The sequence below is a fragment of the Amaricoccus sp. W119 genome (genome assembly GCF_047275745.1).
In the GTDB taxonomy this organism is placed as follows: domain Bacteria; phylum Pseudomonadota; class Alphaproteobacteria; order Rhodobacterales; family Rhodobacteraceae; genus Amaricoccus.
Map to the genome: position 1 here is coordinate 80,990 of NZ_JBKQWU010000008.1, position 17,494 is coordinate 98,483.

Annotated in this window: 19 protein-coding genes and 1 tRNA gene; 8 read left to right on the forward strand and 12 right to left on the reverse strand. The window is 69.2% G+C overall.

Features of this window, described 5'->3' with window-relative positions; all coding sequences use genetic code 11:
- The first annotated feature begins 126 nt into the window (after positions 1 to 126).
- The 3 genes from ACLJK8_RS07040 (at position 127) to ACLJK8_RS07050 (ending at position 1,374) form a co-directional block, all read left to right on the forward strand.
- Positions 127 to 645 carry a cold-shock protein gene (locus ACLJK8_RS07040; protein ID WP_413149394.1) on the forward strand — a complete coding sequence of 173 codons (519 nt, stop codon included), beginning with the start codon at positions 127 to 129 and terminating at the stop codon, positions 643 to 645.
- Positions 638 to 1,231, forward strand: coding sequence for a DUF192 domain-containing protein (locus tag ACLJK8_RS07045; protein WP_413149395.1), 594 nt, complete (start codon positions 638 to 640; stop codon positions 1,229 to 1,231). Before ACLJK8_RS07040 ends, ACLJK8_RS07045 begins: the two co-directional genes overlap by 8 nt.
- 66 nt (positions 1,232 to 1,297) lie before the next feature.
- Positions 1,298 to 1,374 (forward strand) — tRNA-Pro (locus ACLJK8_RS07050).
- Positions 1,375 to 1,395: 21 nt separating this feature from the next.
- Here ACLJK8_RS07050 and ACLJK8_RS07055 read toward each other — a convergent pair.
- The 5 genes from ACLJK8_RS07055 to ACLJK8_RS07075 are packed head-to-tail and all read right to left on the reverse strand — an operon-like array spanning position 1,396 to position 7,163.
- The gene (locus ACLJK8_RS07055; RefSeq protein ID WP_413149396.1) at positions 1,396 to 3,129 is read right to left on the reverse strand and encodes an FAD-dependent oxidoreductase; all 1,734 of its coding nucleotides are present in this window, start codon (positions 3,127 to 3,129) and stop codon (positions 1,396 to 1,398) included.
- Complete coding sequence (locus tag ACLJK8_RS07060; RefSeq protein WP_413149397.1) at positions 3,126 to 3,947, reverse strand: sugar phosphate isomerase/epimerase family protein; 822 nt, start codon at positions 3,945 to 3,947, stop codon at positions 3,126 to 3,128. The genes ACLJK8_RS07055 and ACLJK8_RS07060 overlap by 4 nt, the downstream gene beginning before the upstream one ends.
- Entirely contained in the window at positions 3,920 to 4,567 is a 648-nt protein-coding gene (locus ACLJK8_RS07065) for an NIPSNAP family protein (protein WP_413149398.1), read from the reverse strand. Before ACLJK8_RS07065 ends, ACLJK8_RS07060 begins: the two co-directional genes overlap by 28 nt.
- Positions 4,568 to 4,579: 12 nt before the next feature.
- Positions 4,580 to 6,304, reverse strand: coding sequence for an FAD-dependent oxidoreductase (locus ACLJK8_RS07070; RefSeq protein WP_413149399.1), 1,725 nt, complete (start codon positions 6,302 to 6,304; stop codon positions 4,580 to 4,582).
- Positions 6,305 to 6,311: 7 nt separating this feature from the next.
- Complete coding sequence (locus tag ACLJK8_RS07075) at positions 6,312 to 7,163, reverse strand: IclR family transcriptional regulator (RefSeq protein ID WP_413149400.1); 852 nt, start codon at positions 7,161 to 7,163, stop codon at positions 6,312 to 6,314.
- 267 nt (positions 7,164 to 7,430) lie between these two features.
- Here ACLJK8_RS07075 and ACLJK8_RS07080 point away from each other — a divergent pair, with 267 nt between their 5' ends.
- The gene (locus ACLJK8_RS07080; protein WP_413149401.1) at positions 7,431 to 8,246 is read left to right on the forward strand and encodes a shikimate dehydrogenase family protein; all 816 of its coding nucleotides are present in this window, start codon (positions 7,431 to 7,433) and stop codon (positions 8,244 to 8,246) included.
- Positions 8,247 to 8,254: 8 nt separating this feature from the next.
- Here ACLJK8_RS07080 and acpS read toward each other — a convergent pair whose 3' ends face one another.
- The 6 genes from acpS to folK form a co-directional block, all read right to left on the reverse strand.
- Complete coding sequence (acpS, locus tag ACLJK8_RS07085) at positions 8,255 to 8,680, reverse strand: holo-ACP synthase (protein WP_413149402.1); 426 nt, start codon at positions 8,678 to 8,680, stop codon at positions 8,255 to 8,257.
- Between the two features lie 80 nt (positions 8,681 to 8,760).
- Entirely contained in the window at positions 8,761 to 9,534 is a 774-nt protein-coding gene (locus tag ACLJK8_RS07090) for a pyridoxine 5'-phosphate synthase (protein WP_413149403.1), read from the reverse strand.
- Between the two features lie 65 nt (positions 9,535 to 9,599).
- Positions 9,600 to 10,247, reverse strand: a complete 648-nt coding sequence (locus ACLJK8_RS07095; RefSeq protein ID WP_413149404.1) for a DUF2062 domain-containing protein — start codon at positions 10,245 to 10,247, stop codon at positions 9,600 to 9,602.
- Between the two features lie 56 nt (positions 10,248 to 10,303).
- Positions 10,304 to 12,490 carry a RelA/SpoT family protein gene (locus ACLJK8_RS07100; protein ID WP_413149405.1) on the reverse strand — a complete coding sequence of 729 codons (2,187 nt, stop codon included), beginning with the start codon at positions 12,488 to 12,490 and terminating at the stop codon, positions 10,304 to 10,306.
- Positions 12,491 to 12,514: 24 nt separating this feature from the next.
- A complete protein-coding gene (gene rpoZ / locus ACLJK8_RS07105; RefSeq protein ID WP_413149406.1) occupies positions 12,515 to 12,862 on the reverse strand; it encodes a DNA-directed RNA polymerase subunit omega in 348 nt (115 codons plus the stop codon).
- A gap of 177 nt (positions 12,863 to 13,039) precedes the next feature.
- Entirely contained in the window at positions 13,040 to 13,606 is a 567-nt protein-coding gene (folK, locus tag ACLJK8_RS07110; protein WP_413149407.1) for a 2-amino-4-hydroxy-6-hydroxymethyldihydropteridine diphosphokinase, read from the reverse strand.
- Between the two features lie 150 nt (positions 13,607 to 13,756).
- Between folK and ACLJK8_RS07115 the strand changes: the two genes are divergently transcribed.
- The 4 genes from ACLJK8_RS07115 to rnhA all read left to right on the forward strand — a co-directional run bounded on the left by ACLJK8_RS07115 (position 13,757) and on the right by rnhA (position 16,449).
- The gene (locus ACLJK8_RS07115) at positions 13,757 to 14,332 is read left to right on the forward strand and encodes an NYN domain-containing protein (RefSeq protein WP_413149408.1); all 576 of its coding nucleotides are present in this window, start codon (positions 13,757 to 13,759) and stop codon (positions 14,330 to 14,332) included.
- 160 nt (positions 14,333 to 14,492) lie between these two features.
- A complete protein-coding gene (gene ispH / locus ACLJK8_RS07120; protein ID WP_413149409.1) occupies positions 14,493 to 15,443 on the forward strand; it encodes a 4-hydroxy-3-methylbut-2-enyl diphosphate reductase in 951 nt (316 codons plus the stop codon).
- Positions 15,440 to 15,898, forward strand: coding sequence for a DUF3429 domain-containing protein (locus tag ACLJK8_RS07125; RefSeq protein ID WP_413149410.1), 459 nt, complete (start codon positions 15,440 to 15,442; stop codon positions 15,896 to 15,898). The genes ispH and ACLJK8_RS07125 overlap by 4 nt, the downstream gene beginning before the upstream one ends.
- Before the next feature lie 68 nt (positions 15,899 to 15,966).
- Complete coding sequence (gene rnhA, locus ACLJK8_RS07130; protein WP_413149411.1) at positions 15,967 to 16,449, forward strand: ribonuclease HI; 483 nt, start codon at positions 15,967 to 15,969, stop codon at positions 16,447 to 16,449.
- A gap of 46 nt (positions 16,450 to 16,495) precedes the next feature.
- On the opposite strand, the gene fmt is transcribed toward rnhA, so the two are convergent.
- Complete coding sequence (gene fmt, locus ACLJK8_RS07135) at positions 16,496 to 17,413, reverse strand: methionyl-tRNA formyltransferase (RefSeq protein ID WP_413149412.1); 918 nt, start codon at positions 17,411 to 17,413, stop codon at positions 16,496 to 16,498.
- Between the last annotated feature and the right edge of the window lie 81 nt (positions 17,414 to 17,494).

Genomic DNA, 17,494 nt, shown 5'->3' on the forward strand with positions numbered 1-17,494 from the left:
ATATGACGGTCCGGTGCAAGGATTGTCGCAAGGTAGCCCCGGATTCGCGTGGTGGAGAGCAATATTAGTGTAGCGTTCGGCGGGAGGTCTGGGATCACCAGTGTCGAACAGTTAGAGTACTGTGAGATGGTAGTACGCGGTCACGTCAAATGGTTCGATACCACGAAGGGCTATGGCTTCGTGGTCGCGGAGGACGGCGAAGGCGATATCCTGCTTCACGGCAACGTTCTGAGGGTCTTCGGCTTCACTTCGGTGGCCGAGGGCGCCGAGATCGTGCTTCGCGTCCAGGTTACGGACCGCGGGCGTCAGGCGCTGGAGGTTCTGGATATCCTGCCCGGCTCCGCGCCCACGCATGATCCGGCGGCGGCGCTGCCGGCGCAGGGCGCCTCGGGCGGCCCGTTGCAGCCTGCGCGGGTCAAGTGGTTCGACCGCGTCAAGGGATTCGGCTTCGTGAACGTCTATGGCCGGACCGAGGATGTCTTCCTGCATATGGAGACATTGCGGCAGTATGGCTATGGCGAGGTTCTCGCCGGCGACGTGCTCGCGGTGCGGATCACCTCCGGTCCCCGGGGACCGATGGTCTATGAGGTCCGAAGCTGGGACTACGTGGCCCGTCAGCGTCAGGCCGGCGACACCGATGTCTGACCGTCCGGCGCCCGGCGGTCAACCCGATGGCCCGGCGCGCAATGACCGGGCGTCCGATGGTCGGGCTTCCGGCGACCGGGTGCGCGGGTGCCGCCAATTCGGGCTGTTGCTCGCTGGATCGCTTCTCGCCGGTTCGCTCGGCGCCCTGCTTCCGGCCGGCGCCGCCCGCGCCCAGAGCGCCTGCGATCCCGCCCGGGTCGATATCCGCGACGCGGACGGTTCGGCGCGGGTCTCGGTCGAGGTCGTCGACACCCCGGAGAGTCGGGAAATCGGGCTGATGCATCGCGAATCGCTGCCGCGCTACTCCGGGATGCTGTTCGTCTACGAATACGCCCAGCCCGTCGCCTTCTGGATGGAGAACACGCTGATCCCGCTCGACATGCTGTTCTTCGACGCCTCCGGCCAGCTGCGGCGCATCCATGAGAATGCCAAGCCGCTGGACCGAACGCCGATACCCGGCGGCGACGACATCCGCTTCGTGCTGGAGTTGAACGCCGGGATGGCGAAGACGCTCGGCATCGATCCCGGCGCCGAATTGCGTCATCCCGCCGTCGAACAGACCGTCGCCGCCTGGCCCTGCGGCTAGGAAACGGCGCGGGCGCTCACCGATTCCGCTTTTCTCACGCGGCGCTCCGGGCTAGAGCAGCCCCGTCGGGGCGTGGCGCAGCCTGGTAGCGCGACGGTTTTGGGTACCGTAGGTCGCTGGTTCGAATCCAGTCGCCCCGACCAGTTGACCCGATCAGCAGGTTCCTACCCCACCGCCGCGCGTTCGCCCGCGGGCTCGGCCGCCTCCTCACGGGCCGCATGCCTGGCCGCGCGCCAGCCGAAGACCATCGCGGGACCGATCGTCGTTCCCGGCCCCGGATAGGTGCCGCGGAAGATCGAGCTCGCGTCATTGCCGCAGGCGTAGAGCCCCGGAATCTTCTGGCCGGCCGTGTCGAGGACCCCGCCATTCACATCGACCCGCAGGCCGCCCGCGCCGGCGAGGTCGATCGGAACCACCCGCAGCGCGTAGAAGGGCGCGGTCGCGATCGGGCCGAGGCACGGGTTCGGCGATCCCGCCGTCTCATCGCCGTTGAACCGGTTCATCACTGAGGCGCCACGCCCGAACGCCTCATCGAGCCCGGTCTCGGCGAAGCGGTTGTTCGCCGCGATCGACCCGGCGAGACCGAGGGGATCGACCCCGATCGCGCGTGCCAGAGCTTCCGGGGTGTCGGCCCGGCGCAGGTAGCCCGCGCGCAGGAGCCGCCGGAGCCCGCGCCCGCCCGGCAGCACCAGGCCAAGCCCATAGCGGCGGATGAAACGGGCGTCGGCGATGAGCCAGGCTTCCCGAAGTCCCGCGCGGATCATTCCGGCGCAGAAATCATGGTAGCTGTCGGCCTCGTTCACGAATCGCCGCCCGTCCGCGCCGACCGCGATCAGGCCCGGTTTCGCCCGGTCGAGCAGGATATGCGGCCAGATCGACGGCGCGGCTCCGCGTTTCGGCACGAGAGAGCAGGGCATCCAGAGCGCCGGGCTGTCGCCGCCATCGTCGAGCGCGGCGCCGAGACCTTCCGAGGCGAGGGTGATGCCGTCGCCGGTATTGGCCTCGGGCGACTGGGACAGCGCGCCGACCTCGGCCGGGAAGAGCTTCTCGCGCAGCGATTCGCTCCAGCCGATGCCACCCGTCGCGAGCACGACGCCGCGCCGCGCCCGGACCCTGCGCGGGCCCTCGGGGGTTGTGATCACGGCGCCCACCACCGCTGCCCCATCGCGAATGATCTCGGCGATCGGGCTGTCGAACCAGATCGGCACGTGCCTTCGCCGCAAGCTCAGGAGCAGCCGGCCGACCAGCGCGTTGCCCATCAGCAGGCGCGTTCCCCGCCGGTGCCGCAGCCGCGCACGGAAGTGGCCGAAAAGAAGGTTCATCGCGGTCCGGAAATTGCCGCGGCTCGCCAGCGGATCGAGCAGCGCGCCGAGTTCCGCCCGGCCGACCATCATGCCGCCCAGCCCCATGAAAACGTCCCTGGGCGGCCTGACGCGGGCGAAATCGGCTCCGAGGCGGGTGCCGTCGAACTCGACCGGGGCCAGTGCCCGGCCGCCATAGGCGGAGCCCGGCCCATCGAGATAGTCGGGATGGGCCTGCGCCGCGACGAACCGCACCTCGGACTTGGCTTCAAGCTCGGCGATCGCCTCCGGAGCGGATGCGAGAAAGGCTTCGCGCAACTCATCCCCGCCCCGGTTTCCGACGACATGGCGGAGGAAGGCGGCCGCGTCCTCGACCCGGTCGGGCACGCCCGCCTTCCGGCTGAGATCACTGCCCGGAATCCAGGCGGTGCCGCCGGAGGTCGCCGTCGTGCCGCCGGCCATGCCGGTCTTCTCGCAGAGCAGCACGTCGAGGCCTGCGATCGCGCCGGTCAGCGCCGCGGTCATGCCGCCCGCCCCCGCCCCGATCACGAGCAGATCGACCTCGGTGTCGAAGCCTTCGGTGACCTCTCCGCTCATGCCGCGTCCTCCGCCGTCGCGGCGCGCAGGACGGCGAGCACCGCCTCGCGTGCCATCGCGGCCCGGCCGCGGGGATCGATCCGCCTCGCCCAGGCGAGGTTCGGGATCTCGACGCTGATCGTTACATCGGGCGGAATCCGCCGCGCCAGGCCGACGAGATCGATGCCGCCCATGCCGGGAAAGAGCCGCTCGCTGCGGGCGATCCGGATCAGCCCCTCGTCCGAGGGATCATAGGGTTTCGCTCCATCGCAGAACTGCACGTAGTGCATGCGCGCGGGCGCGAGGGAGGCGAGTTCTTCAAGCCTCACGCCAGCGCGATCGAGGTGGAGCGCGTCGACGAGCACGCCCGCCGTCGCGCTGCCGGAGGCATCGAGGATCTCGCGCGCCTCGGTGAGGTCGCGGACCGCGGTCCAGGGCATGAATTCCAGATCCGCCGTCAGCCCCCGCGCGTCGCACATCGCGGCGAATCGCGCGAAGGACTGGACGAGCCGGCCGCGATCCCGGTCGTCGCCCGCGACCAGCACATGCTTGCCACCAAGCTCGGCGCTCCGGTCACAGAACCGGTCGAAGAGATCCCAGTCGTTCTCGGCGCCGAGGCGGACGATCTCGATATCGGCGACCCCGAGCCCGGTCTCGGCGAGCGCGCGGCGGACATCGCGGAGCAGGGCCGCATCGGTCAGCAGCGGGTAGTCCGCCTCCCCGCCGGCGGGAAGCACGCGGAAACCGATCTTCTGATAGCCGGCCTCGGCGGCGGCATGGACGGCCTCGACGGGCCCGACGTCGGCGACCGTCAGGAAGGCGAGCGACAGCGGATGCATGGCGAGGATTGCCTGAGCGGCGAGAAGGGCATGGGCAGGGCGATGTCGGACCGCATCTCCGGCAGGAGCAGGTCCGGTCCGCCCTTCGGCGGCCATTTGCCGTCCTTGACTGAACGGCCGCGGGCGGCCGCGCGTTCCTCAAGGCTCGCATAGGGCCAGATCTGGGTCCAGCGGTGCGGCCCGTCCAGGGAGCGCATGACGACCGCCAGTTTCGAATAGGTCTCGCGTTCGGGCATCGCCTGTTCCCAGGCGGTGTCGAGCGCGGTCAGCGCCCCGATCCGCGGCCGGTAGGTGCGGATCTCGTAGACCGGCCCGAGCGCGCCTTCGAGGCATCCGGGCCGGAAGTCCGCGCCGCGATAGCTGTCCATCGCGATCCCGGTCAGCAGATCGGCGCAGCCGAAGGGATCACCGCTCCGGAGCGCGCGATCGCGTTCGGCCATCATGCTGGCGAAGTCATCGAACTCCCTGAGCAGGTAGACGCGGTTCAGCGTCCCGATTTCCGTGCCCCAGGCGCCGCGGAGCACACCCTCGCCGGCCTTCACCCAGGCCTCGATCGCGGGCGCCGCCTTGCCGCCGCCGAAGATCACCGTGTCGAGTGTCGTGAATTCGTAGTAGCTCATTTCGCCTTTTCCTCAATTCGTGTGGATGATCTGCCCGGCGAGCACGCACCCGGCGATGTAGCCGAAAGTCATCCCCGGCCCGAGGGTGATCCCTCCGGAGGGGTAGTGTCCGTTCATGATCGAGCTCATGTCGTTGCCGGCGGCGAAGAGGCCCGGGATCGGCGCGCCGTCGCGATCCAGCACACGCGCGGCGGCGTCGGTCGCGAGGCCGGCGAAGGTGCCGAGGCTGCCCGGCACGATGCGCACCGCGTAGAAGGGCCCGGTTCTGAGCGGAGCGAGGGAGGGGTTGGGGCTCTGCCCCGCGTCGCCCTGAATCCGGTTGTAGCGCGAACGGCCGCGGTGGAACTCCGGGTCCTCGCCCCGCTCCGCCGCCGCGTTGAACCGCTCGACCGTCGCGCCGAGCGCGCCCGCGTCGATGCCGCAGGCCGCCGCGAGGTCGCCCAGCGTGCGCCCGGTCCGCAGGTAGCCCGCGCGGATCGCGCCGCCGGTCGGAAACGGGAAGGGTTTCACCGCGCCGAGCCCCCAGCGCCGGCGCGCGGCGGCGTCGGCGATCAGCCAGCAGTGGGGCTCGGACCCCGGCGGCGTGGCCTTGAGGAGCGCGGAGACGAAATCGTGGTAACTGTCCGCCTCGTTGACGAAGCGGCGCCCATCGGGCGTGACCGCGATGATGCCGGGCTTGGCGCGCTCGACGAGATGCGGGAAGTTGCCCGGCCCGTCGCGGCGCGGCGCGAAGGAGACCGGCGCCAGCGCGGCGGCCGAGGCCAGATCGTCCCGCACCCACGCCCCCGCCGATTCGCCCAGGGTGAGGCCATCTCCGGTATTCCCCTTCGGCGCCGCCGAGTGATGGCCGCGTCCTTCGGGCCCCGCGTGCGGCACCAGCCGGGCGAGCCGGGCCCGGTCATGCGGGAAACCTCCCGCCGCCAGCACGACGCCGCGCGCGGCCTCCACCGACAGCGCCCGCCCTTCCGACCTCAGGATCGCGCCGGTGACGCGCCCCTGATCCTCGACGAGCGCGGTAACCGGCGCTTCGCGCAGCAGCGTCACGCCCTTGTCGAGCGCGGAGCGCAGGAGCCGCGCGGCGAGCGCGTTGCCGTTCACGAGGCGCATGTCGCGCCCGTGACGCATCCGGTCCCAGGCGAACCGCCCGAAGCGCCGCGCGACGACGAGCGCGGAGGCCGGCCGGCGGGTCGCGTTGAAGAAATGCCCCATTTCCGCGCCGCTCTGGATCGCCATGCCCCAGACCGTCGCCTCGGGCAGCGGCGGGCGGAGGTGATCGAACCACTCGCCGAGCGCGCGGGCGTCGAAGGGCTCGACCGAGACCGAGCGGCCGCCATCGGCCGCGCCCGGTCCCTCGTGAAAATCGGGAATCCGGTTGCCGTCGATCCAGCGCACTGCGGAATGCTCCGCGAAGAAGGAAACCATCTCGGGGCCCGTCGCGAGGAAGGCGCGCATCCGCGCATCCTCGGCCCCCGCGCCGATCTCGCTCCGCAGATAGGCGAGCGGCGTCTCGGCCGCCTCGTCGATCCCGGCGGCGACGGCGAGAGGGTTGCGCGGAATCCAGAGCCACCCGCCCGAGATCGCCGTGGTTCCGCCGAAGAGCGGCTCCTTCTCGGCGACGACGACCTTGAGGCCGAAATGCGCCGCGGTCACCGCCGCGGCGAGCCCCGCCGCGCCGGAACCAACGACGAGAACGTCGCAGCGGATCGGCGCTTCCGATTGTTGTTCGCGGCCAGTCATTTGCCCGTCATTTCCCCGTCGTTTCCCCGGCCAGTCCGGCGTTTCCGGGCGCCGCTTCGTGCTCCCGGACGATGTTTCGAAAATACTGCGAGCCATCCGCCACGGCGCCGAGATCGCGCGCGGCGGCGGCGAGCGCGGGGCCAAGCGCGGCCATGCGGGCCGGCGTCATCCGGACCGCCGGTCCGGCGATCGAGAGACAGCCGAGCACCGGCTCGCCGCCGCGGTAGCGGACCGGCACGGCCATCGCGCCCATGCCCGGAATGTAGCTGTCGACCGCGACCGAATGGCCGTCGCGCCGCGCCGCCTCGACCCGCTCGCGCAGCTCTGCGAGCGAGACCGGCGCGCCCGCGACCGGCTCGCCGCCGTCCCGCCGCAGGCCCTGCCGCGAGACCCGCGACAGCATCTCCTCCTCATCCATGGTCGACAGCCAGGCGATACCACCCGCGCTGCTCGCGAGATGCACGACGACGCCCTGTTCCTGACCGGGATCGTAGCGCAGGCCGGAGGTCGCACCCTGCGCGACCGCGACCCAGACGAGATCGCCGGCGTCGATCACCGACAGCCGGATGAGCTCCGCCGTCTCCCCGGCGAGCTGATCGAGGATCGGCTGGGCGACATCGGTGATCCCGCTCCGCGCGAGCAGCCCGAGCCCCATCGCCGGCAGCTTCATCGACAGCACATAGTCTCCATGCGCGCGCAACTGCCGCGCGTAGCCGAGCCGCGCCAGTTCCTGAAGGGCGCGGTGGATCCCGCTCGCCGGCTGATCGGTCCGCCGGGCCATCTCGCCGATCGACAAGCCGGCCGGATGCGCCGCCAGCAGTTCGATCAGGGTGAGGGATTTTTCCAGCGCGCTACTCATCGCCGTCCATGTCCGTTGCCTTCCATTCCCGGCGGCCTTCCCTTCCGGCGCCACGCCCCCGGTGCCGCGCCGGTCCCGGCGCTTGACCGGGGCGCCTTCGCCGCTACCGGCCCCGCCTTCGATAAGCGCAACCTGACACGATTCGGATAAAATTGGAAGATAATTCTAAACTTGAATATTATTATATTTTATGCGAGACGGTGAGACGACCGCTGGCGCATCCAGGCGCCGGCCGAGGCATTCGCATAGAGGAGAGATCGGAACCCCATGAGTGAACCCTTCGCGATCGACGGCGCCACGCGCATCTACCCAATCATCGGCGACCCGATCGCCCAGGTGAAATCGCCGGCGGGAATGACGGCGGCCTTCGTCGCGGCCGGACGCAACGCGGCGGTGATCCCGATCCATGTGCCGCCCGCGGATGTGGACGACTTCATCCGGACCGTCGGGCGGACACGCAACGTCGACGGGCTGATCGTGACCATCCCGCACAAGTTCGCCGCGCTTTCGCATTGCGCGACCATGTCGGAACGGGCGCGGATCGTCGGCTCGGTCAACGTCCTCCGCCGGAACCCGGACGGCTCCTGGCACGGCGACAATATCGATGGTCTCGGGATGCTCGGCGGCATCCGCTCCCAGGGCGGCGACCCGATGGGCCGGAAGACGCTTCTGGTCGGAGCCGGGGGCGCGGGAATGGCGATCGCCCAGACCCTGCTCGAATCAGGGGCGAGTGAACTCGCGATCCATGACGTGGACGCCGCGCGGCGCGACAGGCTCGTCGCGCGGATGCGCGCGCATTACGGCGAAAGGGCCCGCGTCGGCTCGGACGATCCCTCCGGCTTCGAACTCGTCGTCAACGCGACACCGATGGGCATGCGCCCGGACGATCCGCCACCGGTCCGGACCGACAGGCTGGCCGCCGGGACCTTCGTCGGCTGCGTCATCACCGCGCCCGCCGTCTCGCCCTGGGTCGCCGAGGCGCGGGCACGCGGGTGCCGGGGCAGCGTCGGTACCGACATGTACCGCGCGGAACAAGGGCTGATGATCGACTTCTTCCTCGAAGCCGCGATGGCCGAGGCCTGACGCCGCCATCAGACCACGACACTCGGCGGCGGACCCGGGTCCGGGATCGCCTCGAGAATGACGACCGCGTGGGCCCAGGGATGATCGTCGGTCAGGGTCAGATGCAGCACCGGAACATGCCCCGCCGGTGTCAGCTCGGCCGCGCGCTCCCGCGCCCAGCCGGTCAGCCGCAGGGTCGGCTGGCCGCTGGCGAGATTGACCACGCCCATGTCGCGCCAGGCGATCCCCATCCTGAGCCCTGTGCCGAGCGCCTTCGAACACGCCTCCTTCGCCGCCCAGCGCTTGGCGTAGGTCTCGACCCGGTTCGCGCGCCTGTCGGCGGTTCCCCGTTCGATCGGCGTGTAGACGCGGTCGAGAAAGCGCTCGCCGAAGCGCTCGATCGTCCGGCCGATCCGCTCGATATTGCAAAGATCGTTGCCGATCCCGATGATCATCCGCCGCTCCCGCTGACTGTCGCCGGTCTTTCTAGCCGCAAGGGCGGGCGGTATCCAACCGGAGAGGCACGACGGCGGATCTAATCCGGCCGGGCCGCCAGCGCCCGCGCCGCGTCCATGGCCGCGCGCATGCGCCGGATCGCCGCTTCCAGCCCGACGAAGATCGCCTCGCCGATCAGGAAATGACCGATGTTGAGCTCCGCCAGCTCCGGTATCGCCGCGACCGGCCCGACACTCTCGTAGGTCAGGCCATGGCCTGCGTGCACCTCCAGCCCCAGTTCCTTCGCGAAGGCCGCCATCTCGACGATGCGCGCCAGTTCCGCGTCGCGCGCCAGGGCGTCGCCCGCCACCTCGGCGTCGCAATAGCCTCCGGTGTGGATCTCGATCACCGGCGCGCCGATGCGGTGCGCCGCCTCGATCTGCGCCCGGTCGGCGGCGATGAACATCGAGACCCGGCAGCCCGCCTCGGCCAGCGGGGCGATGAAATCACGAAGCCGCGCCTCTTCGCGGAGAATGTCGAGCCCGCCCTCGGTCGTGCGCTCCTCCCGCTTCTCCGGCACGACGCAGACCGCGTGCGGCTTGTGACGGAGCGCGATCGCGCGCATCTCCTCGGTCGCCGCCATCTCAAGGTTGAGCGGCAGCGTGAGGCACTCCATCAGCGCGTCGATATCGGAATCGGTGATATGGCGCCGGTCCTCGCGGAGATGGGCGGTAATCCCGTCAGCGCCCGCCGCCTCCGCCAGACGGGCGGCGCGCAGCGGATCGGGCACCGGCCCGCCGCGCGCGTTCCTGACGGTTGCCACGTGGTCGATGTTCACCCCGAGCCTGAGCCGTCCGTTGAGCCTCGTCGTCATGATTGGTCCTTTCCGCCCGTCGCGCGCAGGTTAGACCGCGCGCGGCGCCACGCGCCAGTCAATGCTCATTCGGGGTCTTCCGGCCGGGTCGGCGCGGCGTCGAGCCGCTTCTTCGCCCGCCTCAGCATCAGCGCCCGGCGCCGCGCCTGATAGGCCGCGACCACCGGCCGGACGAGATAGTAGGACGCGATCCCGGCAACGATTCCAGGCAGCAGCCCGCCGACCAGATAGGGCCAGACCATGTCATAGGCGAAGAGGCTCAGCTTGTGCCATTGCGCGTGGCCGAAACCGAAGAGGCTGAGCAGGCTCTCCCAGAGCCCGGTCCCCGCATGGCCGAAGGCTTCCGCGATACGCCCGAAGTCACGGCCCGAGACGCCATGGCCGAGAATGCGGCGGCCGAGCGTCAGCGAGAGCGCCGCGATGAAGGGAAAGGTGAGCGGATTGCCGACCAGGGTCCCGATCAGGCTCGCCACCACATTGCTCCGCAGCACCCAGGCAAGCCCGGCGCCGAAGAGCAGGTGGAAACCGAAGAAGGGCGTGAAGGAGATGAAGACGCCGGCGGCGAAGCCGAGCGCGATCCGATGCGGCGTGTCCGGCAGGCGGCTGACGCGATGGCCGAGATATTCGATACTCCGGCGATAGCCGCGCCGCGGGTAGATCCACTCGCGCAGCCGGGCGAAGACCGGAGGCTTGTCGCGTCGCTTGAAGACCATCGCGCCTGGCTCGCCGCCACTTCCCCACCTGGCCCGGGGTCTCCCGCCGGGGATATTCAGCCGCCGGCGGCCGCCTCCTCCGTCGAAGGCGCCCGATAACGGCGCGCCTCCGCCACATCCGAATCAGCATCGAGCGCCGTCAGGATATGGGTGAGATGTTCCATATCCCGCACCTCCGCGTCTATCAGCAGTCGGTAGAAATCCGGCTTCCGATCGACGAAGACGATATTGGTGATGTTCGCGCGATGCTCGCCAAGAAGCGTGCAGATGCGCCCGAGCACTCCGGCGTCGTTCGCGATCACCAGTTCGACACGCACGACATGGTCGGCATGGGCGTGGCCCTCGGCCCAGCGCAGGTCGATCCAGCGATCGGGCGTGTCCTCGAAGGCGACGAGGCTCGCGCAGTCGATCGCGTGGATCACGACGCCCTTGCCGCGCACCGCGATGCCCACGATGCGCTCGCCCGGGATCGGGTTGCAGCAGGGCGCGGGATGCGCGGTCTGGCCGGTGCCGAGCCCGATCACCACCGATTGCTTCGGATCGGGCGCGCGCGGCAGTCCGACCTCTCGGATCAGCTCGGGATAGAGCGTCGCCACCAGATCCTTGCCGGTCATCTCCGCCCCGCCGAGACGGGCCAGCACGTCGTCGGCCTCGTCGAGCCCGAGCCTTCGCGCCGCGGCGTCGAGCGCCTTGTCCGTCGCCTTCTTGCCGACGCGCTCCAGCGAGACCCGGGCGATCTCGCGGCCGAGCCGCACCTGGGTCGCGCGCTGCTCGCCGCGGATCGACCGGCGGATCGCCGATTTCGCCCGGCCGGTGACGACCATGTCCTCCCAGGACGGCTGCGGCCGCTGCCCCTCGGCGCGGATGATGGTGATCTGCTGGCCATTGCGGAGCTTGGTCCAGAGCGGCACCCGCTGCCCGTCGATCTTCGCGCCGACGCAGGAATCGCCGATCCGGGTGTGGATCGCATAGGCGAAGTCGATCGGCGTCGCACCTTTCGGCAGGTTCACCACATCGCCCTTCGGCGTGAAGCAGAACACCTGGTCGGTGAACATCTCGAGCTTCACATGTTCGAGGAAATCGCTCGAATCCTCCTCCGCGCCCTCGAACCGCTCGGTGATCGCGCGAAGCCACTGGAATGGGTCGACGGCGAAGGGATTCTCGAACCGCTCGCCGTCCTTGTAGGACCAGTGCGCGGCGACGCCGGTCTCGGCGACCGCGTGCATCTCCGCCGTGCGGATCTGCACCTCGACGCGCTTGCCGTCGCGGCCCGAGACCGTGGTGTGGATCGAGCGGTAACCGTTCGACTTCGGCTGGCTGATGTAATCCTTGAACCGCCCCGGCACCGCCGTCCAGCGCTGGTGCACCGCGCCGAGCGCCGTGTAGCAGTCGGAGACCGAATCGGTGATGATGCGGAAACCGTAGATGTCGGAGAGCCGCGAGAAGCCTTCCTTGCGCTCCTCCATCTTGCGCCAGACCGAGAAGGGTTTCTTCTCGCGGCCGAAGACCACCGCCTCCACATCGGCATGTTCGAGCGCGACGCGGATATCCTCGGTGATCTTCGGGATCACGTCGCCGCTCTCGTTCCGGAGCGTCACGAAGCGGCGGATGATGGATTTGCGCGCCTCGGGGTTCAGGATGCGGAAGCCGATGTCCTCGAGCTCGTCGCGCATCCACTGCATGCCCATCCGACCTGCGAGCGGCGCGAAGATCTCCATCGTCTCGCGGGCCTTGCGCGCCTGCTTCTCCGGCCGCAGATGCCGGATGGTCCGCATGTTGTGCAGGCGGTCGGCGAGCTTGACGAGCAGCACGCGCGGATCGCGCGACATCGCCATCAGGAGCTTGCGGAAATTCTCCGCCTGCGCGTTCTGGACCGAAGAGAGTTCGAGATTGGTCAGTTTCGTGACGCCATCCACGAGCTGGGCGATCTCGTCGCCGAAACGCCTGGAGATCGCGCCGTAGGTCGAGCCGGTGTCCTCGATCGTGTCGTGCAGCAGCGCGGTGATGATCGTCGCATCGTCGAGCCGCTGTTCGGCGAGCAGCATGGCCACGGCGACCGGATGGCTGAAATAGGGCTCGCCGCTGCTGCGGAACTGGCCCGCGTGCATCTCGCGGCCGTATTCATAGGCCTCGGCGATCAGCGCGGAATCCGAGTTCGGATTGTAGGAGCGGACGAGATCCGTCACGCTTGCGACGGGAATGACACCGTCGGGGCCCGGCTTGACCGGGATGAGCTCCGCCATGGCAGTCGGGCCCCCCGGTCTTCCTCAGTTCTCGCCCTGCGCTTCCATCAGGGCGCGGAGCAGGCGCTCCTCGGACATGTCGTCCTCGACCGGGGCGTCGTTGCCCGCCAGAAGGGCCATGTTGTCCTCCTCCGGCTCGTCCACCTCGATCTGGCGCTGGAAGCTCTCGATCGCCGAGTCGCGCAGCTGGTCGGCGGTCAGCGTTTCCTCCGCGATCTCGCGAAGTGCCACGACGGGGTTCTTGTCATTGTCGCGATCGACGGTCAGCGGGACGCCGGAAGCGAGCGCGCGTGCGCGATGCGCGGCGAGCATGACGAGCTCGAACCGGTTCGGCACCTTGTCGACGCAATCTTCAACGGTAACGCGAGCCATAAGGCAGCCTCCAAGAAGGATCTGAGCGCGGGAAAAACGTTACCTAACCCCGTCCAGTCACAATGACAAGGGGGCTCGGCCAAACGTTTGGCGGCCATGGTGGAGCAGAGCACGGCGCGGCCCCGGCCGCAAGGCCGTCGATGTCCCACCCGCCGATGTCCCGCCCCTCGATGTCCCTCAGTGGCCGAGCGGCTGGACCGCCGCCCGCTCCGCTTCGGGAAGGGCGCGAAGGAGATCGCGCACCGAGAGGTCGAGCAGCGGATGGCGCCAGTCCGGCGCGATCTCGGCGAGCGGCGCCAGGACGAAGGCGCGTTCCCGCATCCGGGGATGCGGCAGGATCAGCCGGTCCGGCGTCATGCTCCGCGCGTCGGGTGCGATGTCCATCCATTGCCGCGCGGTCTCGGGATCGGGCAGGATGCGCTGGCCCGCCGCGATCAGGTCGAGGTCGCAGGCCCTGGGACCCCAGCGATGGTCACGCCTGCGGCCGAGTTCGGCCTCGACGGCGTGCAATCGCGCGAGGAACGCCTCGGCTTCGAGATCGCTCTCGGCCCGTGCCGCGCCGTTCACGAAATCGGGTCCGGACCCGGCCGGGAAGGCGGGCGTGCGGAACCATTGGCTGCGCGAAGTGATCATGCTATGGTCCCCGTTCAGGAGGTCCAAGGCGATAAGCAGGGTCTTTCGAGGTCCGCCGACGGGAGAGGATAGGTTAGCTCCCAAGGCGATCAGATATGTGTATTTCGGCATCTGTTGACTAAGCTCGCAAGCTGCTGGGCAAAAGCCATTGTCGGGGCTTTCGCCTGCGCGTGCGACGAAATATAACGACCTCGGCTGGAGGGGCGCCCACCTCCGGACAGTGGTCTGAAAGCTGATCATCTTTCAAGGAGGCATATGGGCATGTTCTATCGCGATGAGCGTCTCGCGCTGTTCATAGACGGTGCGAATCTCTACGCGGCGGCCAGGTCCCTCGGATTCGACATCGATTACAAGTTGCTGCGCACAGAATTCATGCGCCGTGGCAAACTTCTTCGGGCGTTCTACTACACAGCGCTTCTCGAGAACGAGGAATATTCACCGATCCGTCCACTCGTGGACTGGTTGAACTACAACGGCTTCGCGATGGTCACGAAGCCGGCAAAGGAGTTCACCGATTCCATGGGGCGCCGCAAGGTCAAGGGCAACATGGACATCGATCTCGCGGTCGATGCGATGGAGATGGCCCCGCACGTCGATCACATCGTGCTGTTCTCCGGCGACGGCGACTTCCGGCCGCTCGTCGAATCCCTGCAGCGTCAGGGAATCCGGGTTTCGGTCGTCTCGACCATCCGGTCGAGCCCGCCGATGATCGCCGACGAACTGCGTCGGCAGTGCGACAATTTCATCGAACTCGACGAGTTGCGCGAAGTGATCGGGCGCCCGCCCCGCGGCGAGTCCGCGCAGCAGACGACCGTGATGGCCGAGAACAACGACTGACGGGCCGTGTGGCGCTGGTCCGGAGGATCGCGCCCCCGCTCGCTCAGCGATAGTTGACCCCTTTTCACCGCCATACCATCCGGCCGAGCCTGTCATCCGGGCGGGCCAGCCCCTATAGTGCCGCCGACCGGATAGCGCCGCCGCGGAGACACGAGTCGACATGCCCGAGCCACTGACCCTCTATCTCGCCGCGCCCCGGGGCTTCTGCGCCGGTGTGGATCGCGCGATCAAGATCGTGGAAATGGCGCTCCGAAAATGGGGCGCCCCGGTCTATGTGCGCCACGAGATCGTGCACAACAAATACGTGGTCGACGAGCTTCGCGCGCAGGGCGCGGTCTTCGTCGAGGAACTGTCCGACTGCCCCCCCGACCGTCCCGTCGTCTTCTCCGCCCATGGCGTGCCGAAATCCGTTCCCGCCGAAGCGGAAGCGCGGCAGATGCTCTATGTCGATGCGACCTGCCCCCTGGTCTCGAAGGTTCATATCGAGGCGGAACGGCATTACGAGAACGGGCTCCGGATGATCATGATCGGCCATCGCGGCCACCCGGAGGTCATCGGCACGATGGGCCAGCTGCCCGAGGGCGCGGTCACGCTGGTCGAGACCGTCGCGGATGTCGCGGAACTGACGCCCGAGGACCCCGACCGGCTGGCCTTCATTACCCAGACAACGCTGTCGCTCGACGACACCGCCGAGATCATCACCGCGCTTCGTACGCGTTTCCCGAACATCGCCGGTCCGCGCAAGGAAGACATCTGCTACGCGACGACGAACCGGCAGGAGGCTGTGAAGGCGATGGCGCCGATGATCGAGGCGCTTCTGGTGATCGGGGCGCCCAATTCCTCGAATTCGCAGCGGCTGGTCGAGGTCGGCCGCCGCGCCGGCTGCGGCTACGCGCAACTCGTCCAGCGGGCGGCCGACATCGACTGGCGCGCGCTCGCGGGTGCGCGCGCCGTCGGGATCACCGCCGGCGCATCCGCGCCTCAGGTGCTGGTGGATGAGGTCATCGCCGCCTTCCGCGGGCGCTACGAGGTCACCGAGGAACTGGTCGAGACCGCGCGCGAGGATGTCGAATTCAAGGTGCCGCGCGTCCTGCGGGAAAAGGTCGCGTGACCCGCGTCCCCCTGCCCGCGCTGGTCCTCGGCTGGCTCGGCCTCATCCCGTTCGTCTACGCGGTGATGCTGCTCTTCTCCGTGCCGGGATCGCTTCCGACCTTCGGCCTCGCACCGCCGGGACCGGCGGGCGGGCTCCATGTGCTGCGCTTCTTCGGCGCGGCGATCCTCGCCTTCATGGGCGGCTGCCTCTGGGGCTTCGCCTCCGCCCCGCCACGCTTCCCGCGGTGGATCTTCCTGGCCGCCGCCGGGCTGCCGGCGATCGCCGCCTATCTCGCGATCCAGCCCAACCCCGCGCAAAGCTGCGTGTTTCTCGCCTTCGGCTTCATGATCCTGCAGGGGATCGACATTCTTTTCCAGCGGCTCAGCATCGCGCCCGCCTACTGGCTCAGTCTGCGCCTGCCGCTGACCGCGGGCGTCATGGCGTGCCTGCTCGTCGGCGCGATCCATGGTTGAGCGGATCATGGGTGGGTCGATGGTGCCCGAGTCGATGGTAACCGAGTCGATGGCGACCGGGTTGATGGATGGCTGAACTCCTCGCCTATACCGATGGCGCCTGTTCCGGCAATCCCGGGCCCGGCGGCTGGGGCGTCCTGCTCATCGCGCGCGACGGCGACCGGGTCGTGAAGACGCGCGAGCTCAATGGCGGCGAGCCGATGACGACCAACAACCGCATGGAGCTGATGGCCGCCATCGCGGCGCTCGAGGCGCTGTCTCGGCCGTCCGAACTGACGCTGGTCACCGATTCGAATTATCTGCGCGACGGCGTGACGAAATGGATTCATGGCTGGCGCAAGAACGGCTGGCGCACGGCGGACCGGAAGCCGGTCAAGAACGAGGATCTCTGGCGCCGGCTGGAGGCCGCGACGGACTCGCACCGGATTCGCTGGGAATGGGTCAAGGGACACGCCGGGCACGCGGAGAACGAGCGGGCCGATGAGCTCGCGCGGGCGGGAATGGCGCCGTTCAAGCCCCCCCGCGAGGAGGGCAAGGCCGCGACGGGCTGAGAGGGGCGCCGGAGCGTTCGGGATACCGTCTCGACGCGAGCGGGGCTCAGCCGAGGTGGGCGCCGGGCCGGATCGAGAAGCCGCGCAGGAAATCGATCGCCCCCATCGGGCTCTTTCCCGCGCGCTGCAGGCGCGAGAGGCGGACGGAGCCCTCGCCGCAGGCGATGGTCAGCGCGTCGTCGAGCACGGTCCCCGGTCCCGCCCCGCCCGGCGATTCATCGGCCAGCACCGAGCCGAGCAGCTTCACCCGTTCGCCCGCGATCTCGCACCAGGCGCCCGGGAAGGGCGAGAGGCCGCGGATGCGACGGTCCACCTCGCAGGCCGGGCGGGTCCAGTCGATCTTCGCCTCGCCCTTGTCGATCTTCGCCGCGTAGGTCACACCTTCGGCCGGCTGCGGCAGCGGGTGCAGCGCGTCGAGCCGGTCGATCACCTCCACGATGAGTTCGGCGCCCATCTGCGACAGCCGGTCATGGAGATTGCCGGCCGTGTCCTCGGGGCCGATGCGGATCGCGCCCTCCAGCCAGACCGGGCCGGTGTCGAGGCCGGCTTCCATTCCCATGATCGAGACGCCGGTCCGCGGATCGCCGGCCAGGATCGCCCGCTGGATCGGCGCCGCGCCGCGCCAGCGGGGCAGCAGCGAGGCATGGATGTTGAGGCATCCGAGCACCGGCGCGGCGAGGATCTCGGGCGGGAGGATCAGCCCGTAGGCGACCACCACCGCGAGATCCGCGCCGAGCGCGGCGAAGGCCTCGCGCTCGGCCGGGTCACGGAAACTGGCGGGGGCGCGGACGGGCAGGCCAAGCTCCTCGGCCGCGCGGGCGACGGGACTCGGCCGGGCCTTCTGCCCCCGCCCGGCGGGCCGCGGCGGCTGGGTATAGACGGCGGCGATCTCATGACCCGCGTGGACCAGCGCGCGGAGCGGCGGAACCGAGAAATCAGGCGTGCCCATGAAGATCAGCCGCATCGGGCCTCCGTTCGGTCGGCCGGGCGAACCGGCGCGCGCCCGTTCTTCTCGCCCGGTCTCTGCGCCCGTCCCTCGCCGGTG